Raw genomic sequence first — 24922 nt, forward strand, 5'->3', positions numbered from 1 at the left:
GGACCCTATGTTTCGGCTTCTAAAAATTGAACTTACTCGCTCGGTATGTTTTTTATGGCTCGCCGGCTTATTGGTTTGCCCCGCCATAGCGTCAGCCGTGGATTCGGTGGTGGTTGACAACACGTCGGTAGAAAGGCTGCATCTGGATTCCGGAAAATCAACCATCCTTCGCAGCACGTATCCGCTGCAACGGGTGTCCGTGGCGGACCCGGAGGTGGCGGATTACCTGCTCCTCTCCCCGCGGGAACTCTATATTACCGGTAAAACCGCCGGCACGACCAATCTGACCCTTTGGAGAGACAACAGCGTCCTTGCCGTTTATAATCTGGAAGTCGGCTATAACCTGTCCGGTTTAAAGGAGCAACTCCACACCCTCTTTCCGACGGAAACCGAGCTGAAGGTGCTTCGAATGAACGACACCATCATGTTGTCCGGCAGAATGTCAAACACCAACAACCTGGCGCAGGCGGTCGCCCTGGCGGAATCCTACGCGCTCAAGGGAAAAGTGAATAATCTCGTGGAGGTCGGCGGCGGTCACCAGGTCATGCTGGAAGTCCGGGTGGCGGAAATATCCAAACAAACCGGGAAACGACTCGGCATCAATTTCAGTGCGGTCAATGAAGACAATCTCAATAATGTCGTCGTCAGCATGCTGGGCGGGCTCACGCAACTGGTGGGGTCGGATGACGCCAATATAGGAACGATCAGCCCGACATTTTCCAACCTTGTTTCCTCCAACGTCAATGCGCTGTACCGTTTCAGCGCAAATGATGTCACTTATACGGCCCTCATCGATGCGCTTCAAGAGGACGGCATGGCAAAAGTTTTGGCCAAACCTACCCTGGTTGCGCTGAGCGGTCAAAGCGCGAGTTTTTTAGCGGGCGGAGAGTTTCCGGTGCCGGTTCCGCAGGGTCTGGGAACCGTCGCCATCGAATACAAGGATTTCGGCGTGAAACTTAATTTCACCCCGATTGTGCTTGGTAATAACCGCATCAGCATCAATGTGACGCCAAAGATATCTGAGCTTGATTTTACGACCGCCGTCCGTTTCTCCGGTTTTGTTATTCCGGGCCTTACCTCTCGAAGTGCATCCACCACCGTCGAACTGGGAGACGGTCAGAGCTTCGCCATCGCCGGCCTGCTGAACGAGAATATTCGGGACAGCATATCAAAGTATCCGTTTTTAGGAGATATCCCTGTTCTGGGCGTCCTGTTTAGGAGCCGCTCTTTTCAAAAAAAAGAAACCGAGCTGGTTATTGTGGTAACGCCTAGATTGGTTAAACCGCTGAACTTGGCGGCACAGACACTCCCCACAGATTTTTATGTTGAACCCGGGGACTCTGAAATTTATCTGGAAGGCGTGCTGCAAGGAAAATCACCGGTGGCGGTTTCAGCGGCCGGTCTGAAAATGGATGGGGATTTCGGGCACACGATGCCGGAATAAAAAGAGTGAGGCGTGAGGAGTAAGGCGTGAGGCGTTGGAATTGCACACCAGGCAGGGGAATTAACGCCCTTGGCGCGGGTTGTCGGTAGGTTTAGGGAATCAGAAAATGCCAATATACCTAATCCGGCAAAGCCGGATGCTGGGATGCATAAAAGACATCTTCCACCTTCAGTGAACATACACGCAAAAACGTGTATGTTTCTGATAAAGGGCCTAACACTGACTATTGCCCGCAACCCCGTAGGGGCGAACCTGTGTGTCCGCCCTTCGTAATCAGGGCGAACACATAGGTTCGCCCCTACAATGCCGACGATCAATCGACAATGCGCATTACATAAACGGTATATCAAAAAATTCAGTGCCCCTTACAACTTTCAATTTCCGGGGCAGCCGGAACAGGAGTTCAAAATGGATAAACAGTTGATGGCGTGGATATTTGCCGGTATCGCCCTGATGGCCCTTACAAGTTGCGCAAATACCAAAGACACGGCTCTGGAAAGAAATTGGGGCCGGTCGTATGAGAGCATGGTTTATCTGCAAACAGCCAATCCCAATGCGGGGAAAGATCTTACTGCCGTTGAGGGTATGGACGGACAAAATGCTAAAGTTATCACGGACGAATACCGAAAAACATTTACAAGACCCGCACCCAAAAAAGAAACGTTAAACGTATATACCATAAAATGATAGCAGGTGATTAAAATGAAACCAATTAAAGATCAAACCGGTGCCGTATTGATGGAGTTTGTCCTGGTTTTGCCGTTATTGCTTCTTTTATTGTTTGCGTCCATTGAGTTCGGCGTGGCGTTTTTCAACAAGGCCATGATCACCAACGCCAGTAGAGAAGGCGCGCGCGCGGGGATTGTTTATAATGAACCGGCCAGGCTTACCATAGATGAGATTAGAACCATAGCGAAAGATTACTGTGAAACCCATCTGATAACCTTTGGCGACGCGAGTGCAGACGATCTTAAAATAAAACCTTTACGCGAGGGAGATGAACCTGGTGACAACTTGACGGTAACTGTCGAATATGACTATGACTTTTTAGTGATACCGAACTTTATCCCCGGATTCGACCCGAGCATCACTTTGACCGGTGTTTCTGTTATGCGCAATGAGTAACCTGCGTCTAACTATAACCATTAACCAGCAAATTGAGGCCGTCATGAAAACGACAAACCCTTTAAAGTATAATAATGAAAGTGGCGCTGTCCTGATTATGGTCGTCTGTGCAATGGTAATGCTGCTCGGTATGGCGGCACTTGCGATTGACGTCTCCCATTTGGTTGTGGCCAGAAATGAGCTAAAAAACGCTGCGGATGCAGGTGCGTTGGCTGCTGCGCGGGTTCTTTACAGTGACGACGGCACCTCAATTGAGAAAGAAACCACCGAATCGACAGGCAAAGCTGCAGCCGAGGCAAATAAAAGCGAAAACGTTGCGGTTGAAGTTAAAGCTGTCGAAATTGGACATTGGAGTTTTGGACTAAATGCCATCTCGGAAAGAGGTTTTGAAACCCAATTAGTACTAAATGTAACTGATATATCAAATTTTTCTGAAAAAGAGCTTGATGGTTTGCCAAGCTTTATTAACGCTGTTAAAGTGTCCGTCGAAAGAAAAAATTCGACCGTAGCATCCTATTTTGCACAAATTTTTGGAATAAAAGACTTCGAAATGGAAGCTTCATCGATAGCCTACATAGGATTTGCCGGCACTTTATTCCCGGAAGAAGTCGATCTCCCCATTGCCATCTGCAGCGAAAGTTTGTGGGTGAGCGGGAAGTTGGCATGCAACATTGGAAGAATGATAAACAGTGGTAATGATGATCAAACCAGCGAGACAGCCGGTTGGACCGATTTCAATCAAAATGAAGACGGATCGTGCCCTGGAAATGCAAAAAACGAAGCCATGTCTGATTATGCAGATTACTGTACTGATGAAGGAAATACCGGAGTAAATCCCAAAAAGTTAACCGTGAATACCCCAATGTCCACGCGGGGTGGTGAGATTCAAGGTCCAGTTTTTGGACCGCTTTATAAATGTTGGATCGATACCCTTGACCCTGATAATCCACAGCCAGTTAAGTTCACACTGCCAGTGATCGACTGCGATGGGAAAAACCCTGGCCCTTGCAACATTCATAGAGGAGCGGTTTCTGTGACAATTGTTTGGGTCAACGAGAAAGATAACATAGCGGAAGCACCTGAGAAAATGGGAGATTGGGATTGCGACCCCCTCGATAAAGATGAATTATATGACAAACCTAAGGATAAAGATGCAGCCGGGGAAAGAAGATGGATTAGCTTTACAAATCATTTTGATCTAGTAAATCCCGACGGCATCACTCCCGCGACTTACGCTAAAAAATCTATTTATTTTCTTCCCCTTTGCCACGAGGATCAACCCCCCATTGGATTAACAGGAGGGCGCAACTATGGTATTCTGGCAAAAATACCGGTACTTGTGGATTGAGTTTGACTAAAAAAAACGCGAATTCGGCAAATTTTAAGGTTTGGTGTTAAATGCTAACTTAAAAAATATGAATCCATACCGAATTGAAACAGTTTATTATCAGGCTTTTTCAAGTTAATAAAAAATTACAGGATCTTATCATCTCTTTTGAATTAGCAGCCGCAGGGTGCCTTTTTCAATTGATTTAACCGCTCTATTTTATTGAGATTATCATGGACACAATGAAGTACCCAGTAAAACTGATTGTTAAAAATGCATCCTTGTTCGAGGAAATAAACAAAATACTTCGTAAGGATCCCGAGTTTCATGTGCTGGCGCCAAACGCCGGGCTAATGCCCTACCTGATCATCATAGAATTGAGCAGAACGGATGATCAGGCGCTTCAACAAATTGAAACCATACTAAAATCCAGGCAACAGGCCACCGAGCTCTTTGTCCTGGCGAACAGCTCGGACTCGGCCCTGCTCATGCGCTTGATGCGAATGGGCGTCAAAGAATTTTTCCCGTTGCCCTTTCAGCCGGAAGAGTTTGAAGCGGCCATCGAGCGCTTTAAAACCCGGATAGGGCCGGTCGAGCAGATCACCCCAAAAAAATCCGGTCAAATTATCAGCGTGGTGGGCAGCAAGGGCGGCGTGGGCACGACCACCGTGGCGGTCAACCTGGCGGTGACGCTGGCCCAACTCGATAAAAATAACACGGTCTGCCTGTTGGATTTGAACACCCTTTTCGGGGACACTCCGCTTTTCTTAGATCTGACGCCAAAATACCATTGGGGCGAAATCACTAAAAACATCGACCGCCTGGATGATATGTTTCTGATGAATGTATTGTCCAAACATTCCAGCGGGGTTCATCTGTTACCCTCCCCCGCCTACTTGAACGGTCACATCGCCCCCTCCCCTAAAATCATCGACGTGCTGCTGGGGCTGATGCGGACCATGTTCGATTTTGTCGTTGTGGACGGCGGGCAATCCCTGGGGGATTCCACGTTGCGCACCCTTCAGATTTCCGACAGCACCCTATTGATCGCGGTGCTGAGCATGCCGTGTCTGAGCAACACCAATCGGCTGCTTAAATCCTTTTTCGATTTGGGGTACGTATCGAGAAACCAGGTTAAGGTGGTGATTAACCGGTATCTGAAAAAAAGCGAGATCTCCCTCAAGGACGCGGCGGAAGGCATCGGTAGTGAGATTTTCTGGACCATTCCCAATGATTACACCACGACCATTACCGCCATCAATCAGGGCAAACCGGTATCGCAGATGTCGCCGAATTCACTAATTGCAAAGAGCCTGCTGGATATGACCCATCAGATGCTACCGCAACCCGAAAAAAAAGCCAAAAAAGGGTGGCGCCTTTTTGACCGTTAAGTTTATTAAGAGGAGATTACGTTGAAACCAGTTCCCACGAAGGCCGTCCCGCCTGTAGTTGCCGAAGACACGCCCCTGCCCGATGAATATTTTGAACTGAAAAGCAGAATCCATAACCGCTTACTGGATCTGGTCGACCTGTCGGTCATCTATACCCTCGAAGATGCAGCGCTCCGGTTGCAGCTTAGACCGGTGGTGGAAAGGATTCTGAGGGAAGAGTCCGAAAACCTGCCGCTGAACCTGGCGGAACGCGAAAAAATATTTTCGGAAATTTTGGATGAGGTGCTGGGCTTGGGGCCCATCGAACCGTTGATGAAGGATGCCACAGTCTCGGATATTCTGGTCAATACCTATAAAAATATCTATGTGGAACGTCGCGGGAAACTGGAAAAAACCAATGCCCGGTTCAAAGATGACCGGCACCTGATGACCATCATCGACAAAATCGTCTCCCTCGTGGGCCGTCGCATCGATGAATCCACCCCGATGGTGGATGCCCGGCTTAAAGACGGCTCCCGTGTAAACGTCATTATTCCGCCGCTGGCCCTGGATGGACCGATTGTATCGATCCGGCGCTTTGCCGTGGTACCGCTCGAGCTGGAAGATCTGATCGGGTTTAAAACGCTGACGCCACAAATCGGCGAGTTGCTCAAAGGAATCGTCCAGAGCAAATTGAATGTGATTATTTCCGGCGGCACCGGCTCCGGCAAGACCACCCTGCTCAATATTCTCTCCCGCTTCATTCCCGAGGAAGAGCGGGTTGTTACCATTGAAGATGCGGCCGAGCTTCAACTCAAGCAAAAACATGTGGTTCGACTGGAAACCCGGCCGGCCAATATCGAAGGGACGGGAGCGGTGGTTCAACGGGATCTGGTTCGAAACAGCCTTCGGATGCGGCCGGATCGCATTATTGTCGGTGAGGTCCGCGGAGCCGAAGCCTTTGACATGCTTCAGGCCATGAACACCGGGCACGACGGTTCCCTTACCACCGTGCACGCCAACACCGCGCGGGATGCCCTGATGCGAATTGAAACCATGGTTGCCATGGCCAATCTGGAAATTCCGAGTGAATTTTTGAGGCGCTTTATCAGCTCGGCCATCAACGTCATTGTTCAGGTTTCCCGCATGGTCGATGGGAAGCGGCGATTGGTCAGCCTGCAGGAGATTGTGGGCATGGAGGGCAACATCATCACCATGCAAGAAATCTTCTCTTTTAAGCAAACCAGAATCGATGCCGATGGCAACGCGCGGGGTCAATTCCGGTTTCACGGCGTCAGGCCGAAATTTGCCGAAAGAATCAAGGCGGCCGGTATTCACCTGCCCAATGAGATCTTTGATCCGTCCAACGTCCTGGACGTTTGATGAAGGGGTTATTATGAATCAAGTCGTGATCGGCCTTTTGCTGTTCATTGCCGCCATCAGCATCATTGAATTGATCCAATATGCCTACCGAAACCTTGACGCCGTCAAGCGGGCCGGCATTCGAAAACGCATCAAAAAGCACATTTTCCTTTCCGATCCCACCGAAGATGTGGATATCGTCAAACAACGAGTTTTAAGTGATGTGCCTTTTCTGAACAGGCTGCTGCTCGCGATCTCCCCGCTGCGTTCCCTGGAAAAATTGACCACTCAGGCCAATGCGCCCTATTCAATGGGATTTTATATTCTTTTGAGCCTGCTGCTGGGCGCAATCGCCTTTTGGAGCGTATCGGCCTTGCTGCATAACCGGCTTCTGGCCGTTGTGACCGCTTTTTCTTTGGCCGCGCTTCCTTATGTTTATTTAATCATATTAAAAAGAAAGCGGCTTGCAAACTTCCAGACGCAACTGCCCGAAGGGGTGGACCTGATGGCCAGGGCGCTAAAAGCCGGCCACGCCCTGACCAGCGCCATGAAGCTGGTGGCGGATGAATTCGAAGACCCTCTCTCCATGGAATTCGACGAGGTTCTCAGGGAAGTCAATTTCGGCGTCAGCATGACGGACGCCCTGAGAAATCTGGCCAACCGAGTCGATTGCCCGGAAGTAAAGTACTTCGTCGTCGCCGTCACCCTGCAACGGGAGACCGGCGGGAATCTGGCCGAATTGCTGGAAAAACTGGCGGACTTGATGCGACGAAATTTCGAATTTAAGGGAAAGGTTCGAACCTTGACCGCGGAAAGCAAGTTTTCAGCCGTGATTCTGTCCGTTCTGCCCTTCTTGCTGGCGCTTTTTTTCCATGTCAGGAGTCCGGAATATTTAGGCTTTCTTTTAGAGCATCCCATAGGAAGAGTCATGATCGGTGTCTGTGGCGGGCTCCTGCTCATCGGCATCATCTTGGTCAACAAACTGGCGGCTATTGAGGTGTGAGGGGGTTTATGAATATCACCGATTCTTATCTCATGTATGCCTTTATCACCACTGTGTTTCTGGCCTTGTTCCTGATGACGATGGGCATTGGGAAACTTGCCGGTTCTTTATCCAGGCGCAGCGAGATGAAGCAAAAGATTCAGGAGAGCAGGGACACATGGGAATATGATGGAGAACCTGAAGAAACGCCGGCTGCATCCTTTTTTCAGCGGCTGTTTACCCTTATCGGTAAAATAGCGCCGGGGTTTAACGATCAAAGCACCGCGCAATATTCCGCGTTGAGACTTCGGCTGCTCAGGGCGGGAATCCGATCCCAAAACGCGCCATCCATGTTCTGGGGTGCCAAAGTTTTTTTGCTTTTTCTGATCTGTATCGGGTTTTTCATTCTGAAATTTACCGTCTTAAAGCCGATGACCGGGCAGGTGTTCATGGGGCTGACCGTCGGACTGGGCGTGATCGGGTTCTATACGCCGGATTTATGGCTTTATATCAGGGCGCAGGTCCGAAGACAAAAAATTATCAAGGCCATGCCCGATGCCCTGGACCTGATGGTGGTGTGCGTTGAAGCCGGCCTCGGTCTGGACAGCGCCATCAAACGAATTTCCAAGGAGATGCGGCTCACTCACCCGGAACTGAGCAGTGAATTCGATTTGTTGAATCTTGAACTCAGGGCCGGCAAATCCCGGCAGGATGCCTTGCGGGCGCTGTCATTGCGGACCAATATCAGCAGCCTGAACAGCCTGGTGACCCTGATCATTCAAACGGATAAATTCGGCACCAGCATCGCCAAGGCGTTGCGGGTGTTTTCAGAATCCTACCGGAACGAGCGATTTCAGAAAGCGGAGGAAGCCGCCGCCAAGCTTCCGGTCAAGATGCTGTTTCCCTTAATATTTTTTATTTTCCCCTCGTTTTTATTGATCATGGTCGGACCCGGTGTAATCAGAATTTACGAAACATTTATCAAAATGGGGCAATAGACTGCATGGGCATTTTCTACCCGATCACCCTGGCCTTGCTATTATTCATCGCCCTGGGCTGCGCCACCGGTAAAAACCAAACCGATTCCCTCGTCCAATACGGAAACCCGGACTACCAGCACGTAAAAAATATTCCTGAAAATCAAGCCGAAGCCTTGGGCTACAATGATCCGCCGACCCCGGAGCTGCCCGAAATGACCGGTGACGAATATGAGGTGCTCGGAGACGCCATGCTCAAAAAAGGCAATCTCCACAAGGCGTATCTGCAATATGAGCGCTCGCTTGAACAAACCCCCGACAATCTGCGGGTGCAATACAAGATCGGGGTGGCCTTTTTAGCGGGCAAAAAATTGACTGACGCCCGCCAGCAATTTCAAAAGGTCATCGATCAGAAAGTGGTTTTCGCTCCTGCCTGGGAAGGCATGGGCCGCGTGTATCTCCTGGAAAAAGACTACGAGCGCGCCGAAGACTGTTTTCTGAAAGCCACCTCACTGAATCCCCGGCTTTGGCAGTCTTATAATTATCTGGGGAATATTTACGATATTCAAAAAGACCACCCCCGCGCGATTCAACAGTATCACTCGGCCCTGCAAATTCAGCCTCAAAACGGCAGCCTTTACAATAACCTCGGCGTATCCTATTCAATGGAAGGAAAATTTCCGGAAGCGGCCGAGGCGTTTCAGGCGGCCGTGGCCCTAAAATACGCAAACAGCAAAGTCTATAATAACCTGGCGTTGGTATTGGCCAACCAGGGGAAATATAACGATGCGTTGGCGGCATTCAAAAAAGGCGTGGGAGAAGCGCAGGCATACAACAATTTAGGATGTATTTACCTGCAAGCGGGAAAAAATGCGGAAGCGGTTCGTTGTTTTGAGAAAGCCATTGAGATTTCTCCCTCTTATTATGTGAAAGCCGGGGAAAATTTGAAAGAGGCAAAAAGAGCGGGGGGAGCAGAGGGGCTATAGGCCCTTTACCAGAAACATGCACGCTTTTTCGTGTATAATCGCCGAAGGTGAAAGATAACTTTTATGCATCCCAGCATCCCAGCATTCCAGCATCCGGCTTTGCCGGATTAGGTTATGGGCTATATGGGGTGACAGGGTTTCAGGATGGCTGAGTTAAATGGGAGAGGGGGCTCATGATGCACGGAAAAAATAAATACCTTCCGTTGACGGTTGCAATCATTCTTCTGGTGGGGGGGTGCATTTCCTCCTCTTCGACCAACAAGCTTTATCCGCATTCAAAAGCAGAAGAGCGGCATGTCAATGGCATTGATAAGCAAGGCATCACCACCTTCGGGGCTTCGGTGCGACCCGTTAACGGCGAAATCGAGGCCAAGTACAAGCTGGCAAAGTATTTTCAGGGCATTTCAAAGCACAGACTCGCCGTCAGCGTCTTGCAGGAACTGGTCGACATGGCGCCGGATCACGCGGAAGCTTATAACGCCATGGGCTACTCCTTTGATCATTTAGGGGATTATAAGGCGGCCCAACGGTGTTATAAAGCCGCCCTCATCATCAACCCCGACCTGGACCATGTGCTCAACAACCTCGGGTATTCCTTTATTTTGGAGAAGGATTTTGAATCCGCCAAAGAGACATTGAAACAAGCCATCGCCAAAAACAGCACGCAAAACCAGTATCACCGAAACCTGGGCTTGGCTTATTTCATGACCGGGGCTTATGACCGGGCAACCACCGAATTTCAAACTGCCGCGAACAAGGCCGACGCGGATCGGCTGATGGCAAAATTGTCGACCGGTCCTGCGCCTCTTCCGGTCGGGAATGAGCCGAAGCGTGCCGCCGCCCCCCGGGCAGAACCCAACACTTCCGAAAAAGTACAAATTTTGGAAACCCCGGTGACTATCCCCATGGCGGCTGTCGCCCACCCCATCAATGTGATTCCCGTAGAAACCGAAATAGGGGAAGCCAGGGTCGAGGTGCTCAACGGCAACGGGGTTCGAAGGCTGGCAACCAACCTGCGGAACTACCTCAAGCGCTGCGGCGTCAATGCTATCCGGGCGGCGAATGCCGACCACTTCGGGCATGCCAAAACCATAATCTACTATCAAAAGGGATACGGGGATCAGGCCGCTGAAGTGGCCGGCCTCCTGACAGGGGCGAACAAAAGTCTTCAACTTACCGAAAAAGCGCTTGAACGGTCGCAGATTCGCTTGCTGATCGGACGAGACATGGCGTCATTGAATGCTTTTTTCAGCCACACATCCAGATTGGAGATTGCGAACGGAAACGGCGTCCGGGGGATTGCGAGAAAGGTTGGCGCCTATTTGAAGAATCGCGGCTTTCAAATCGCCCGTCTGAGCGATGCCGATCATTTTTCATATACGGAAACAACCGTCAGCTACGGACCCGGCCAGCAGTCTATCGCCAAGGTCATTGCAAAAGAGCTTCCCGGAAACTGCACCGCGCGTCTGGTTGAGTCCGCCCAAAAAGGATCGCGGATAAGGGTGCTGCTGGGTTCGGATATGGTTTTCTAAATACATGCGTTCACATTTTCAATGATGGATTGACTCGGACAAATAATAAATCCGGTTTGATCCATCTGCGAAATCTGCGTTATCTGCGGATAAGTATAAATTAATTGGCATTGAAGGTGAGAAATGAATTCTCTGGCTGAATTTACAACAATCCAAGAGCTAAAAGCTTCCGATGAAGGAGGGTATGGTACATGAAGCGGTTCAATAGAGATGCGGTATTTTTGTTGTTTGTCTTGCTGTTGCTTTTCGGTTGCGGCGGTGGTGGTGGCAGTGATTCTAATGGAACATCGACGCCCCCTGTGGATGATGATACGCCTGCACCTGCCGGTGTGGCGGCCCACATTAATTTTGTTTCCGCAACCCCCAATTTTATCGCCCTCAAAAATACGGGCGGCCCCGCTCGATCCGAAACGTCCGTGATCGTTTTCAAAGTAACGGATTCGGATGGTAATCCGGTACCTAACAGTATCGTTGAGTTTGCCCTTTCAACACAGATCGGCGAGCTATCCTTATCCGAAACGCAGGATGTATCCGATGCGTCGGGTCTTGTGCAGACAACTGTTAATTCGGGCTCGGTCGCCACTGAAATAAAGGTTCAGGCAACGGTGAGGGACAGCAATCCGGCTATTACCGTAGCATCCGACACGCTCATCATCAGCACCGGCTTGCCGGACCAGAACAGCATCAGCATTTCCACCGAAACCTTCAACCCGGAGGCTTGGGATTATAATAACGTTGAAGTGCCGATCACTTTTCAAGCGGCCGATCACTTCAATAATTTCGTTCCGGACGGCACTGTTGTCTATTTCACAACCGAACTCGGCTCCATCAGTGAATCCGGTGTATTGGTAGACGGCGTCTGCGAAGTGATATGGCGAAGCGGGGACCCGAGGTATGCCAATTGTCCGCCAGATAGGGTTGGATTATCTACCATCACCGCCTTTCTGATCGGCGAAGAAAGTTTTTTTGATACGAACAGTAATGCCTATTTTGACCCAGTGGATACCTTCGATGAGAAAACAGACATGGCGCCTGATGCTTTCCGGGATGACAACGGCAATTCTATTCGGGATGAGTGTGAACCTTTTTGGGATTATAATACCAACGGGGTATATGATGACATGCCGAACGGCATTTATAACGGCTCATTGTGCTCGAACGAAGCAGAACAACAGGGGCTGTGCACCAAAGAACTGGTTTATGTTCGGGCGGAAATCAAAATTGTCATGTCCGGCAGTTTTGCCGATACCTTTACCCTGTCCCCCTCCACCCTCGATTTGCGGGGAGGAAATTCAGGTACACTGGTAATGACCATCGCCGATGAAAACGGAAATCCGCTTCCACGAGGCTCGGAAGTCAATTTGAGCCTTTCCAACGGAAGCGTGCTGGGTGACAACCCATTTATCATTCCAAACACATTAGGCCGAATTACCTATGCCGTGACCATCGTTCCAAGCAAGAATGATGGCACGCAAGGGGTTATAAGCGCAACGCTCACCACGCCATTAGACAACAAAAGTTTCGCTTCAAATACCGTAACCGTTTTAGATGATAATTGACGCCGTCAGAAAACAGCCTGTCCAAATTCCCCATGATGTCAAAGGGCATTAAAACTTTCTCCCCCCGCCTGACCCGCGGGGGGAGAAACGCGATCAATTCACAAAATAATTCCGCCACGCCATATCCAGCGTTTCCGGGGTGACTTCAGGGGGACGGCCGAGAAAATGGGCCTCATCAATAATGTGATCGATGAGGTCCTTCGGGTGACACCCGCTCAAGTTCATTCCGGCGCTCTCGTATTTTGACACAAGGTAATCAAAGCTGGCTGGATCGAATTTCAATCCATTGGAATCGAATACCTTTCGATAAATGTTCGCATATGCTTCGACGGAAGGATAATCGATTTTCAGTTTATACCGAAGCCGTCTTAAAAAGGCCTCGTCCGCCAGTTTCCTCGGTTCAATGTTGGTCGCGAAAATCACCAACTGGTCAAATGGGATCTCAAATTTCATTCCCGTATGAAGGGTCAAAAAGTCCGCCCTGCGGTCCAGGGGCACGATCCACCGGTTGAGAAGGGTCTGCGGATCCATTAACTGCCTGCCGAAATCATCAATAATGATAATCCCATTATTGGCTTTCATTTGCAGCGGCGCTTCATAGTACTTGGCATTGGGATTAAATTCCAGATCGAGTGCTTTAAGGGTTAACTCGCCGCCCGACATGATAGCCGGTCTCTTAACCTTAACCCATCGCTTATCGTAATTTTCCGGTTCAACACCGGAATCAATCACATCATAATTGACCTGATCATATAAAAGGACAATTTGACCGCCGACAAGCACTGAGTATGGGACAAAAATGTCACCGGCCAGGGAGTTACCGATCGCTTTGGCGATCGTCGTCTTGCCGTTGCCCGGCGGGCCGTATAAAAAAATCGGCGCCCCGGAATTGATGGCCGCGCCCAGCGTATTCATCATTTTCCCATCCAATACGATACGGGCAAACGCCTTTTCAAGTTTATCTCTATTAATTTCTATACTTTTTATGGTCTGCATTTCGACCGCGTAACGGTAATCCGCCAAAGAAACCGGCGCCGGCCCGATATACCGGCACTCCTCCATTAAGCTCAGGGCGCGGTTGATTCCGGAGGCGGTGATCCGGTATTCATAATCTTTCAATAAAAAGGATGCCCCCGCTTTTGATATTTCCACCATGGAATCATGCCGCAGACTATCGATGCATTGCGCGATTACGGATTGGGGCAGCTTCATGGTGTCGACCAATTTCGCAATCGTGAAGCTTTTGAAATACAATGCGTGCTTGAGCAGCAGGTCGGATATGAAAGCGGGCTCTAATTTGGTATCCGCCACAAGGGTCGGGGGATTCGGGAAAAACTGAAAAAAGTTCGATATTTCAGACTCCGTGACCAATCCCAGGGCCACCAGATGATGGCCCAGTCTGCCGCCGTAGGCGTGTTGTCTGTCCAATGCCCTTCGAAGGTCGTCAATCGAGACCAAGCCTTTTTCAAGAACCCGTTCACCAAATAATTTTTCCATGTTGCACGCTCTCAATCCATTCAAAAGATTTCTCTTCGTGAATACGCCATGCCAACGTTCAGGGGGGGTAAGGCCAATTGAATCAACCGGCACCGTAATGTATAAAATGAATGCGCCATTGTCAATTTCCGAATAAAAGCCGGAAGATGACTGGGCAAACCGGCCGCAGCTCACAAAGGATTCGGCGCTAACGCAGCTGCCAGCGCCGTGAGAATTTTTTCCAGGCTATAGGGCTTTTTGATATAGGCCATAACCCCCAGCCGCAACGCCTCTTTGACGCGGTCGGTTTCCGAAAACCCACTGGCGATAACAACTTTTTGTTTCGGATTGAGGCCCAATATCTGCTGATAGGTTGAAAGCCCGTCCATTCCCGGATCCATTATCATATCCAGGAGCACCAGATCGACCGCGGCATGGGATAAATAGTCGACGGCCTTCTCGCCGCTGGGAACACTGACCGTTCGATAGCCGGCCTTGGTCAAAATGCTTGACGCGATATCCCGTTGGGCCTCGATGTCGTCCACGATCAGAATCATCTCGCCGTTTCCCCGGTAACGATCGAAATCAAACGTTTCGGGAACCTGCAGGCGTGATTCTTGCGTCACCGGGAAAAACAGCTCGCACACCGTCCCTTTTCCCGGCTCGCTGTCGATATCGATATAGCCCTTATGATCCTGAACCGTGCCCCAGACCACGGCCATGCCGAGCCCCGTGCCGCTTCTGCCCATCACTTTCTTGGTGTAGAACGGCTCAAAAATTCTTTTTAAATCCTCTTTATCAATGCCGATGCCCTTGTCGGCCACCCGCAATACGACATAATCACCGGGCTGAATCGAATCATAGCCCTTTAACGCCCTGTCCAGATAGCGGTTTTCGGTGGCCAGCACGATTTTCCCGTCCACGGGATGGGCCTCCGCCGCATTGGTCACGAGGTTCATAACGGTCTTTCTTAGATGAATGGGAACCCCCCGAATATTCAACGCGTCCGGGTCAAGAGACACGTCAAGCGACAGACCGGAATAAAAGCTCAACAGTTTTCGGTGTTCGGCTGAAGCCAGATAATCGGTAATGATGTCATTCAAATTCAACACCTCGGTGTTCATGACCCCCCTGCGGGCCAGGGTCAAGAGATCCTCCACGATATCCGCGGCTTTCCGGCCGGATTGCTGAATGGTAAGAATCGGCTGACGAAGGGGGCTGTCCTGCGGCAGATCCAGAAGCAGCAGCTCGGGATAACTCACGATGCCCGAAAGCACATTATTCAGGTCATGGGCCACGCCGCCGGCAAGAAGCCCCAGGGCCTCCATTTTTTGAGCTTGCCCCAATCGTTCCCGAAGCGCTTCCTGCTCTTTTTGCATTCGCCGCTCCTCATCAATGCTCCTGACAATGCCTAAAAACGTAATCTCTCCATTCCTGTTGCGCACCGTTGACAAGCTGGTTTGGCGCCAGACATACTCGCCGTCTTTTCCCAGCACCCGATGGGGCAAGGGCGCCATCTTCTCTCCTTTAAGCACCCTTGCCATGTAGGCGTCACGCGCTTCAATATCATCCGGATGCGTGAATTCCTTATAATTTCTACCAGTCATTTCACTTTCCGTAATCCCGAACAGATCAAAAATATTGGGTGAAAAATAGGTATAGTTTCCCGTTGAATCCATCGTGAAAATAACTTCGGAGGCGTTTTCCACGTATGAGCGGAACCGCTCCTCGCTCGCGCGAAGCGCTTCCTGAGCCTGCTTGCTCTCGGTAATATCCATATAAAAACCGATGCCGGCAATGATCTGGCCGGCTTCATCGTAGACCGGCCCCGCATTAATATAAATCCACCGGTCCTCACCCGCTGCATTGCGCAACATCATTTCATGGTTTCGCGTCACCTCGCCATATTTCACTGCACGGCAAATCGGCAGATCATCGGGCGCATAGGCACGACCGTCCGGGTAAAAAGTACGCCATCTGGTTGGAATCAGTTCACCGGGAATATTCGTCAGGTTCTTTTCCTCGCCGCCTATAATGGCCACACCGGCCGGATTGGCCAAGCGAATCCGCACATCCGGCGCGTCCGCGATCACCAGCCCGGCCGGAGACTGCTCAAAAGCCGCCTGCAAAAGCGCTTGCGCCTCGTGCAGATCCGCTTCGGTTTTCTTTCTCTTTTCAATGTCGCGTCTCAACACCTCGTTAAAGCGGCGCAACTCCTCGGCCTTGGCGTCCAACTGTGAAATTAAACCGCCAAAAGCCTCACCGAGGGAACCGATCTCATCTTTTCCCTGCGGCGGCAAATGGGCACCGGTCGCTCCCGAAAACGCAAGATCGGCAATCTGTTTTCTAAGCCGTTCAATCGGTCCGATGACCGCGCGTTGCAGTAGGCACAGCGCGACAATGAACATTCCGGCCATGCCGATAAAATTCGATACGATCGAATAGCGAATCGCTTCTCGCCCCCTTGAAGAAATCTCTCTTCGGGTTTCGGCTTTGACCACAACGGCCGGGTTGCCCATCACATCATTTATTACCGCATACGCCGCCAACGTTTTGCGATCCAGATGGACCATCCGGCAGGATCTGCCCGTGCTATCCGGAATGTTACACACTTTTGCCGTCTCGGGAACGGCATCGGCAGTATACGGCAACACGTTAAAGGGTTGATGCAGCCGCGCGGCAAAGTCCCTGATCAGTTTGTCATTTAAAAACCGGCCCATTATCAGCGTTCCCTGAATGGGCCCCCCGCCATCACTGGTCAGAATTGGGCGCGATGCAAGAAGCATGGGCCCTTGCGGGGTCATTAAAAATCCGCTGACGCTGAAATTCACCAACGGAACATTCTCCCGCTCATAGGCAAAAAAAGGGTGAGATACCGGCAAGAATCCGTCACCCATGGCCGAAATAGAAGCCTGATGCTTGAAATCTTTATCATAGGCCCGCCCCCAGACCATCCGGCCTTGGGAATCATAGAAATAAATCAGATGAATGCCGTTGTTCCTGAAAGTGCTTAATCCCAGATTGACACGCTGATAATCATCGCTCCGGGTCGCAATAAAATGACAGGTATCGTCCCAGAACGCCCAGTCCCGGCACGTCGTATTCAAATGATCCACGTTGTCCCAGATCGCATCCACTGAACGAAAGAGATTTCTCCCGGCCCCCTCCTGCTCCAGTGTTGCAAAGCGAGGGTACAACACCTGATACTCGACCAGGATATTCACTGCGCCGAGCATCAACCAAACGCTGATTAAAATTAGAACCACCTTATGCTTTATCGAAGTTATCTTTTTCAGCATGTCCACCGGCGACTTTCCGAGATGCTTCAATTTAGAAAAATGATACGAACACTCAATGGGTTGGGCGAATACAGGCCTTTAACTCACATGATTTCGTAACTGCTCAGGTATTCAGGAGTCAGAAGCGCAAAACCCGCCTTTTGGGGTTGCGCTAGACTGCACCGATAAGACACCCACCAAAAGCCCCGTTCAGGGCATTCGCATGTAACCCATAGCCCGCTTCAGCCTTGAGGAAAATCAGATTCCAGCCGCGGCAAACTCACGCGGAACGCGTTTAAACAGTGCCGCAGCCTCCATCTGATCTCCCTCAAGGCCTACGCTTTCGGCGGTTATTTGCTCAATGCGACTGCCCTGAAGCCCCGTTTCGCCAGGGGTGGACTTCCGGGTCAACCGGTGTTATCTTTTAGCCGCAAACAAGGAACAAACTCAAGCCACAACTATTACAAGGAGGACAATTCGTGATTAAAAAAACAGTGTTTATGATCTTTTTGGGGATAACGCTTATCACCGCATCTTGCGCGACTCAAACCAAGCAGCAGAAAGGGACCGCCGTTGGCGCAGGCGTTGGGGCCGCAGCCGGTGCCGCCCTCGGCCAGGCAATCGGGCGCAATACGGAATCAACACTCATCGGCGCCGCTATAGGGGCCGCGGTCGGCGGGCTTGCCGGAAACCAGATCGGGGCCTACATGGACCGGCAGGAGCGGGATTTAAGAAATGCGGTGGCCACATCGGAGGCAGCCAGTGTTCAGCGGGATCAGGATGTTCTGACCGCGACGTTTAAAAGCGATGTCTTCTTCAACGTCGATTCAGCAACGCTACTACCGGGCGCTCAGCCCGAGCTGGACCGTGTCGCCGGCATTCTCAACCAGTATCCGCAAACCACCATTCGCGTGGAAGGACATACCGACGCAACCGGGCCGGAAGATTATAACCAAAAACTGTCCGAGAAGCGAGCCCGGGCGGTCGCCGATGCGCTGGTTCAGCGGAATGTGAGTCCGCAGCGAATAACCACCGTCGGGTTTGGTGAGTCGGAGCCGATCTCATCGGAGCATGCCATGAACCGCCGCGTCAATATTGTCATTACCCCCATTCGTCAGGGATAAGGAAGAAAGCTAGTGAAGGGTGAAAAGGTTGGCATCTTGCTTTCCCAGGGTAGCGGCATATACGCCGCAACCCTGGGCTGGATTATGCAGCCCCTATGGGCAGTAGGCCCAGTCCATCGTCTCGACTGTTATTGCCGCGGGTCATATAGCTCAGCCCCAACAGGGGTTAGAACAAATTCACTGTGGTGGCCGGTTGCCGAAGTGTGGTTTTTATATCCATGCTATCAGATGGGCATGGCTTGCCCGTCACGGTGCACTGACCACTGATCACGGCCTTTAGATTTCGGTGCCTAAAATTTTTTCTTTTTCCCGGTTGAATTCCGCCTCGGACAACACGCCGCTGTCCAGAAGCTCTTTGAGTTTTTTTAATCGGTCCAACCGGTCCGCTTCTTGCGGCGGCAAATCCGCCGGAACGCCGTCCGCCGGGCGCATGCCGAATAAACGGCCGATGAATTTAAAAATCGTTTTAATTCCTCTGCCGATGCGCGGCAGCAACCAGATGGCAAAGAGTAAAAACAACACCAAAAGCCCCAGGAAAATCCAGGGGTGGTGCAGGGCCACCCAAAGCCCGCCGAAAACGGCGATATCCTCGGAGATGGAGGCCATCCAGTTGGTGAACGGCTCGGGCGAGGCATTGATCAGAACCCGCCCGCCCGCCTTGGTGGCATGAGACGCCGTCGCCATGCCGCCGCCTAAAATACCGGCGGCAATCGCCAGGGCCGGGTTGACCGTCCCCACCGCGCCGGCGGCCAACAGCGCTCCGGCGGGAATTCGGATAAAGGTATGCAGGCCATCCCAGGTCGTATCCACGCCCGGAATTTTATCCGCGACAAACTCCACCACATACATGACGCACGCGGCAAAAATAACCAGGGGATTGGTTAGCACCAGAAGATCGGGCGGCAATTGAATCGCACCGTAGACACCTGAAAGCCCGAGCATGGCGATTGCGGCATACAAGTTCAATCCGCTGGCCCATGAGGCACCCATGGTTAAGGCCAGTGTGTGGATGATGTGTTGATAAGCTTCCATGATTCCTCCTATTCCGGCAAAGCCGGATGCTGGGATGCTGGGATGCTGGGATGCTGGGATGCATGAAAGCCATCTTTCACCTTCAGCGAATATACACGCAACAACGTGCATGTTTCAGATTATATGTCTAATCCGGCAAAGCCGGAAGCTTTGAGCCGTCAGCTTTAAATGATCCGCCCTCTTTTCCCATGCCCGTTATAGACTGCCTTTACGCCAGCCCCACCGTTTTAATCGCGCGGGTGATCTGCGCCAGCCTGGATTCAAGGCTGCCGGTAATCCCCACGGAAAATCTTACCAATCCGGGCGACAAACCGATCGCGCGCTGACTTTCCGGCGGTATTTCCGAGGACGTGGAAGACCCGGAACAGGAAATCAGCGTATCGTAGTAGCCCAGAGAAACAGCCAGCAACCCGAAATGCTCTTGATTTTGCAGCACGCGCATCAAGGCTTCCGCTTTCTCCACCGTTCCGCAATCGACGGTCAGCATACCACCGTAGCCGTACCCCTCATTCATCATGGATCGAAAAAGGCGATATTGCGGGTGAGAGGAAAGCCCCGGGTATCGCACGGTGACGCCCGAATCCTCAAGCCGGGAGGCAATCGCCAGCGCTCGCCTGCCGTGTTCCCGCATGCGAAGCGCCAGATACGGCAACCGCTGAATGAGATCAAAGGCGGTCCGGGCGTCCAGGGTCGGCCCCAACAACATGGCGCGGCCGGTGCGCATATTCACGAGTTTTCCGATAAATTCGCTGCCCGCGCAGACGGCGCCGGCAATGGCGTCGCTGGCGCCATTGATGAATTTACTCATGGAATAAAGAACCATATCCGCGCCAAGCCTGGCCGGCGAAAAAATCATGGGCGTAAAGGTATTATCCACGACAAGGAGAATCCCCTTTTCCCGGGCCAGCTTCGAAAGGGCGGGGATATCGGCGACTTTCAAGGTCGGATTGCCCACTGTCTCGACATAGATCACCCGCGTGGTCTTCTGAATGGCCGCGGCGACTGCGGATAGATCCGTCACATCCACAAAGGTGGTTGAAATGGCCATCTCCGGAAACAAATCTCCCAATAACGCGTGCGTACCACCGTATATCGTATCACTGGCCACGATATGATCGCCGGTTTTGCATAGCTGAGATAGGGTGCACGAGATGGCCGACATGCCGCTGGCCGTGCAGTGAGCAGCCTCGGTGCCTTCCATGGCCGCCAGATACCGCGCCAGCACCTTGACGGTCGGATTGCCATGCCGGCTGTACAGGTAACATCCATCGGCATCCGGCCCTTTAATCCCCTTGAAGATATCGGCCATGTCGCATGGCTCCGAGACCGTAAAGGTGGACGATCTCGACACGGACGGATTGACGTCACCGTGCGGACCAAACTCTCGCCGCGCTTCACTCAACAATTGCTCAGGATCGAATTTTTGCATTGGCATTCTCCGAATCGGGCCACTCCCCCTCCGGCCGGGTTCTCCGTGCACGTAACCGTAAAGTGCCCGTTCCCGTCCGTGCACGTAAACGTACACGTGCGCGTGCACGTGCACGGGTCTTTAAAACCGACACACGCTTGTCGTATTAAAACTGAAGGCTTTGATAACTCGTTTCCTCGTCCTCCATCACGCTGATTCCCCTTTGCTCTTTATGAACCGGCAATACCGGCGCTTTTTCGTGCACGTGCACGCGCACGTGTACGTTTACGTGCACGGGGCTTTAAAACCGACACACGCTTGTCGTATTAAAACTAAAGGCTTTGACAAATTATTTCCTCGTCCTCCATCACGCTGATTCCCCTTTGCTCTTTATAAACCGGCAATGCAGGCGCTTTTTCGTGCACGTGCACGCGCACGTGTACGTTTACGTGCACGGGGCTTCATCGGGTCAGTTGTCGATACTTGACCCGGCGCGGGACATCGGCATCCGCGCCCAGACGCCGTTTTCGATCCGCCGCATAGTCCGACCAATTGCCCGCCATGAAGACCGTTCGGCTATCGCCTTCAAAGGCCAGAATATGCGTGGCGATCCGGTCCAGAAACCACCGGTCATGGCTGATCACCATGGCACACCCGCCAAAATTTTCCAGCGCCTCTTCCAGGGCTCGCAAAGTATTGACATCCAGATCATTGGTGGGCTCATCCAGCAACAGGACATTGGCCCCTTCCCGCAGCATTTTTGCCAGATGGACGCGGTTTCGCTGTCCGCCGGAAAGCATTCCGACCTTTTTTTGCTGATTGGCGCCGGAAAAGTTAAACCGCGCCACATAGGCCCGGGAGTTTACCAATCGATCGCCCAGCTCGATCTGCTCGTTGCCACCGGTAATCTCCTCCCAAATGCTTTTTTCCGGATCCAGCTCACGGCTCTGGTCCACGTAAGCCAGCTTGACCGTCTCGCCGATGCGAATGGTGCCGCTATCAGGTTGCTCTTTTCCCACAATCATTTGAAATAAAGTGGTTTTTCCGGCGCCATTCGGGCCGACCAACCCGACGATGGCCCCCGGCGGCAGCTTAAATTCCATGTTTTCCACCAGCAGCCGATCACCAAAGGCCTTGCTGACCTTTTCCGCCTCGATGACGACATCTCCCAGCCTCGGCCCCGGCGGAATAAACAGTTCAAGCTCTTTTTCCCGTTGCTGCGCTTCCTGGGAAAGCAGGCTTTCATAGGCGTTGATACGGGCCTGACTCTTGGTGTGGCGGCCCTTGGGGGACAAGCGAATCCATTCCAATTCCCGGGCCAGGGTTCTTTGCCGGGCGCTGTCCGCTTTTTCTTCCCGGCGCAGCCGCTCCTGCTTTTGTTCCAGCCAACTGGAATAATTTCCCTTCCAGGGAATACCCTGTCCCCGGTCCAGCTCCAGAATCCAGCTGGCCACGTTATCGAGAAAATACCGATCATGGGTCACCGCGATCACGGTGCCGGGGTAGGCTTGCAAATGGTGCTCCAGCCAGGCCACGCTCTCGGCGTCCAGATGGTTGGTGGGCTCATCCAGAAGAAGGATATCGGGCCGTTTCAGCAACAGGCGACAGAGCGCCACGCGTCGCTTTTCACCGCCTGATAGCACGGAAACCGGCGTGTCCTCGGGGGGACACCGCAGGGCGTTCATGGCCATGTCAAGCCGCGCATCCAGATCCCAGGCATCGAGTGCGTCGAGTTTTTCCTGAACCTCGCCCTGCCGCTCGATGAGTTTGTTCATCTCCTCATCATTCATGGGTTCCGCGAACTGTTCGTTAATGGCCTCAAATTCCTTCAACAAATCAACGGTCTCCTGAACGCCCTCCTCCACCACCCGGCGGACCGTTTTTTGTACATCCACGAGGGGTTCCTGTTCCAGATACCCCACCGTATAGCCTTCGGATAAAATGGTTTCACCGTTAAAGGCCTTGTCTTCACCGGCCAGAATCCGCAGCAAAGAGCTTTTTCCCGACCCGTTCAGACCCAACACGCCAATTTTGGCGCCATAAAAATAGGACAGGGAAATATCCTGTAATACCGGCTTTTTGTCATAGAACTTGCTGACCCTGATCATGGTGTAAATGATTTTATTGGCCTCATTGCTCACGATGAACTCCTCCTGAAAGATAAAACGCCGGCCGGTTATTCCGGTCGCCGCGAAAATGACTCCGTACTTGAAAATTCTTGGTAATATCCATATATATGATAAAGAGACGCCGAGCAACACCTCCACGTCTTTCCCCCCTGGGCAATCGCATGTAGAAATGAACTGCCTGGAGCGAAAGCCTCGAGGGGGATCGGATGAAAGCTGCGGCACTGTTTGAACGCGTTTCGCGTAAGTTTTCCGCAGCTGGAATCCGATTTTTCTCAAGGCTGAAGCGGGCTATGGGTTACATGCGATTGCCCTGCTTCCCCCCTATGCGCTGGTAACCCAGTGGATAAGCCCGGTTGCCAAATGCGAAGGATAGGCCGTGAATCAAAATGCTTTTGTCTGCAAGTGCATCATGGACACCGTCGATGGCCTCAGCGACGGGCTTTCCCATTACTCAGAGCCGAGCCGTGTGGCGGTCATCTACGCCATCTCTCCGGAAGATTCCATTCAATTATACGATCCTCAGGGCCTGTTGAACGGACACGAACCGATTCTCAAGGAACTGTATCTGGATAACGAAAGCTGGCGGCACTCAAAAATACCACCGGCCGACAACAACTCCTTCCGGAACATGCAACCCGCAGAGAAGCTGGCATTGGCGGGGCTCATTTCCTACGGCGCACACTCCGGATCGGTCTGCTATCAAATGTGGTTTACCGAACACCACGCGGAGATGAGTTCCATCGGTCCCACGGAACGCTGGCTGGAGCACGCCGCCTGGCGTTTTTCCCATGATATGGCCAATGAGCCGAATCTGTATACGGGTATTTCCGGGGCTTTTTTAAGAGAATATGCTACCCATGCAGTGCGGGACACCCTTGTCGATGAAATGAATATTTACCTGGGGTGGGACACCCAGCTCAGGATCTATCCCATTCTGGATGCGGTGCTGGGTATCTCCCGCACCGTCGAAGAAGGCGCCTGGGCACGCGGCAAACTCCGGTTTGTCGAACCCCGCTCGCTGGCCACGCTCTCCTTTCTGGCACGGTTTCCGACCCTGGAACGCCCTTTTCTCGCCCATCACAAACATGTGCGCAAATTATTAACCTCGGTGGAAAACTCGGATCGCGTGCTGGTCTCCGACGGAAAGACCCTTGTGGGGATTGCGCAAAAAGATCTTCCGAATTTCTCCATCACCGCAGATTTCAGAGGCGGACATGGGTTTTTGAACCTCAACACCAACCCCATATGCAGTTTCGCGGACGGCAACTTTCATTCAAAGACCTATCAGGCCAAACTCGTTCAAGTGGAAGAAGCGCTTCTGGAGTCGGACCTGGATTCAACCCTCGGCAATTCACTCTTTAAGATTCTCGCCGCCATTGTTCATAACGCCGAGAACACCAAGCACGGTTGCACCCTGGTGCTCGATCTGAACACGGAGCGGTTGCACCTATCCGGCCAAAAACTGGAGGCCCCAATCGATCTTCAAAACGTGGGCGGCCTTCAATTGGCGCAATCGCTCTCAAAGGTGGACGGCGCCTTGCACATCGGAAAAGACCTGCATCTTCATGGCTTTGCCTGTCTGCTGGACGGCATGGCCATTGCCGGTGAGGATCGTTCCCGCGGCGCGCGCTATAACTCCGCGCTTCGATTCACCGCCGCGCATAATAACATTCTGGTGGTCGTGGTCTCGTCGGATCGGCCGGTTTCGGTGATTCAAGAAGGGGTTGAACTTAACGCGCTGTGCCGCTGGCAGCCCGCTAATAATTGCGCGCTAATGCCCATTCCCCTGAAAGACGCCTTTCATTATTAAT

18 protein-coding genes are annotated in these 24922 nt (G+C 51.9%); 13 read left to right on the top strand and 5 right to left on the bottom strand.

The features are described 5' to 3' along the window. Positions 1 to 7: 7 nt before the first annotated feature. The 11 genes from RBT11_00235 (at position 8) to RBT11_00285 (ending at position 12664) form a co-directional block, all read left to right on the top strand. A complete protein-coding gene (locus RBT11_00235; protein MDX9785180.1) occupies positions 8 to 1444 on the top strand; it encodes a type II and III secretion system protein family protein in 1437 nt (478 codons plus the stop codon). Positions 1445 to 1852: 408 nt separating this feature from the next. Continuing rightward, positions 1853 to 2131, top strand: coding sequence for a hypothetical protein (locus tag RBT11_00240; protein MDX9785181.1), 279 nt, complete (start codon positions 1853 to 1855; stop codon positions 2129 to 2131). A 15-nt stretch (positions 2132 to 2146) separates the two neighbouring features. Continuing rightward, a complete protein-coding gene (locus RBT11_00245; GenBank protein ID MDX9785182.1) occupies positions 2147 to 2569 on the top strand; it encodes a TadE/TadG family type IV pilus assembly protein in 423 nt (140 codons plus the stop codon). A gap of 43 nt (positions 2570 to 2612) precedes the next feature. Further along, positions 2613 to 3917, top strand: coding sequence for a TadG family pilus assembly protein (locus RBT11_00250; GenBank protein MDX9785183.1), 1305 nt, complete (start codon positions 2613 to 2615; stop codon positions 3915 to 3917). Between the two features lie 212 nt (positions 3918 to 4129). After that, positions 4130 to 5287, top strand: a complete 1158-nt coding sequence (locus RBT11_00255; protein ID MDX9785184.1) for an AAA family ATPase — start codon at positions 4130 to 4132, stop codon at positions 5285 to 5287. A gap of 21 nt (positions 5288 to 5308) precedes the next feature. Beyond that, entirely contained in the window at positions 5309 to 6649 is a 1341-nt protein-coding gene (locus tag RBT11_00260) for a CpaF family protein (protein ID MDX9785185.1), read from the top strand. A gap of 13 nt (positions 6650 to 6662) precedes the next feature. Then, positions 6663 to 7631 carry a type II secretion system F family protein gene (locus RBT11_00265; GenBank protein MDX9785186.1) on the top strand — a complete coding sequence of 323 codons (969 nt, stop codon included), beginning with the start codon at positions 6663 to 6665 and terminating at the stop codon, positions 7629 to 7631. A gap of 8 nt (positions 7632 to 7639) precedes the next feature. Continuing rightward, positions 7640 to 8608: a type II secretion system F family protein gene (locus RBT11_00270; GenBank protein ID MDX9785187.1), complete on the top strand. Its 969-nt coding sequence runs from the start codon at positions 7640 to 7642 to the stop codon at positions 8606 to 8608. A gap of 5 nt (positions 8609 to 8613) precedes the next feature. Continuing rightward, positions 8614 to 9573 (top strand): tetratricopeptide repeat protein, encoded by a 960-nt coding sequence (locus RBT11_00275; GenBank protein ID MDX9785188.1) that lies wholly within the window; start codon positions 8614 to 8616, stop codon positions 9571 to 9573. Between the two features lie 173 nt (positions 9574 to 9746). Continuing rightward, positions 9747 to 11105, top strand: a complete 1359-nt coding sequence (locus tag RBT11_00280) for a LytR C-terminal domain-containing protein (GenBank protein ID MDX9785189.1) — start codon at positions 9747 to 9749, stop codon at positions 11103 to 11105. A 191-nt stretch (positions 11106 to 11296) separates the two neighbouring features. Further along, entirely contained in the window at positions 11297 to 12664 is a 1368-nt protein-coding gene (locus RBT11_00285; GenBank protein ID MDX9785190.1) for a hypothetical protein, read from the top strand. 93 nt (positions 12665 to 12757) lie between these two features. Here RBT11_00285 and RBT11_00290 read toward each other — a convergent pair whose 3' ends face one another. Both RBT11_00290 and RBT11_00295 read right to left on the bottom strand, forming a co-directional pair. Continuing rightward, positions 12758 to 14161, bottom strand: coding sequence for an AAA family ATPase (locus RBT11_00290; protein MDX9785191.1), 1404 nt, complete (start codon positions 14159 to 14161; stop codon positions 12758 to 12760). A 170-nt stretch (positions 14162 to 14331) separates the two neighbouring features. After that, positions 14332 to 17439, bottom strand: a complete 3108-nt coding sequence (locus RBT11_00295; protein ID MDX9785192.1) for a CHASE4 domain-containing protein — start codon at positions 17437 to 17439, stop codon at positions 14332 to 14334. Positions 17440 to 17897: 458 nt separating this feature from the next. Here RBT11_00295 and RBT11_00300 point away from each other — a divergent pair, with 458 nt between their 5' ends. Continuing rightward, entirely contained in the window at positions 17898 to 18542 is a 645-nt protein-coding gene (locus RBT11_00300) for an OmpA family protein (protein MDX9785193.1), read from the top strand. Between the two features lie 276 nt (positions 18543 to 18818). Here RBT11_00300 and RBT11_00305 read toward each other — a convergent pair whose 3' ends face one another. From RBT11_00305 to ettA, 3 genes are all read right to left on the bottom strand, one after another. Beyond that, entirely contained in the window at positions 18819 to 19574 is a 756-nt protein-coding gene (locus tag RBT11_00305; GenBank protein MDX9785194.1) for a DUF4126 family protein, read from the bottom strand. Positions 19575 to 19782: 208 nt separating this feature from the next. Then, on the bottom strand, positions 19783 to 21003 hold the full coding sequence (locus RBT11_00310; protein ID MDX9785195.1) for an aminotransferase class I/II-fold pyridoxal phosphate-dependent enzyme: 1221 nt from the start codon (positions 21001 to 21003) through the stop codon (positions 19783 to 19785). A gap of 440 nt (positions 21004 to 21443) precedes the next feature. Beyond that, positions 21444 to 23123, bottom strand: a complete 1680-nt coding sequence (gene ettA / locus RBT11_00315; GenBank protein MDX9785196.1) for an energy-dependent translational throttle protein EttA — start codon at positions 23121 to 23123, stop codon at positions 21444 to 21446. A 364-nt stretch (positions 23124 to 23487) separates the two neighbouring features. Between ettA and RBT11_00320 the strand changes: the two genes are divergently transcribed. Continuing rightward, positions 23488 to 24921: a DNA integrity scanning protein DisA nucleotide-binding domain protein gene (locus tag RBT11_00320; GenBank protein MDX9785197.1), complete on the top strand. Its 1434-nt coding sequence runs from the start codon at positions 23488 to 23490 to the stop codon at positions 24919 to 24921. The last annotated feature ends 1 nt before the right edge of the window (position 24922 follow it).

The sequence above is a fragment of the Desulfobacterales bacterium genome, from assembly GCA_034003325.1.
GTDB lineage: Bacteria > Desulfobacterota > Desulfobacteria > Desulfobacterales > JAFDDL01 > JAVEYW01.

What these genes read in the sequence shown, in the direction of transcription:
- RBT11_00235 (MDX9785180.1), top strand. Translation starts at nt 8, where the DNA reads ATGTTTCGGCTTCTAAAAATTGAACTTACTCGCTCGGTATGTTTTTTA.
- RBT11_00240 (MDX9785181.1), top strand. Translation starts at nt 1,853, where the DNA reads ATGGATAAACAGTTGATGGCGTGGATATTTGCCGGTATCGCCCTGATG.
- RBT11_00245 (MDX9785182.1), top strand. Translation starts at nt 2,147, where the DNA reads ATGAAACCAATTAAAGATCAAACCGGTGCCGTATTGATGGAGTTTGTC.
- RBT11_00250 (MDX9785183.1), top strand. Translation starts at nt 2,613, where the DNA reads ATGAAAACGACAAACCCTTTAAAGTATAATAATGAAAGTGGCGCTGTC.
- RBT11_00255 (MDX9785184.1), top strand. Translation starts at nt 4,130, where the DNA reads ATGGACACAATGAAGTACCCAGTAAAACTGATTGTTAAAAATGCATCC.
- RBT11_00265 (MDX9785186.1), top strand. Translation starts at nt 6,663, where the DNA reads ATGAATCAAGTCGTGATCGGCCTTTTGCTGTTCATTGCCGCCATCAGC.
- RBT11_00270 (MDX9785187.1), top strand. Translation starts at nt 7,640, where the DNA reads ATGAATATCACCGATTCTTATCTCATGTATGCCTTTATCACCACTGTG.
- RBT11_00275 (MDX9785188.1), top strand. Translation starts at nt 8,614, where the DNA reads ATGGGCATTTTCTACCCGATCACCCTGGCCTTGCTATTATTCATCGCC.
- RBT11_00280 (MDX9785189.1), top strand. Translation starts at nt 9,747, where the DNA reads ATGATGCACGGAAAAAATAAATACCTTCCGTTGACGGTTGCAATCATT.
- RBT11_00285 (MDX9785190.1), top strand. Translation starts at nt 11,297, where the DNA reads ATGAAGCGGTTCAATAGAGATGCGGTATTTTTGTTGTTTGTCTTGCTG.
- RBT11_00290 (MDX9785191.1), bottom strand. Translation starts at nt 14,161, where the DNA reads ATGGAAAAATTATTTGGTGAACGGGTTCTTGAAAAAGGCTTGGTCTCG.
- RBT11_00295 (MDX9785192.1), bottom strand. Translation starts at nt 17,439, where the DNA reads ATGCTGAAAAAGATAACTTCGATAAAGCATAAGGTGGTTCTAATTTTA.
- RBT11_00305 (MDX9785194.1), bottom strand. Translation starts at nt 19,574, where the DNA reads ATGGAAGCTTATCAACACATCATCCACACACTGGCCTTAACCATGGGT.
- RBT11_00310 (MDX9785195.1), bottom strand. Translation starts at nt 21,003, where the DNA reads ATGCAAAAATTCGATCCTGAGCAATTGTTGAGTGAAGCGCGGCGAGAG.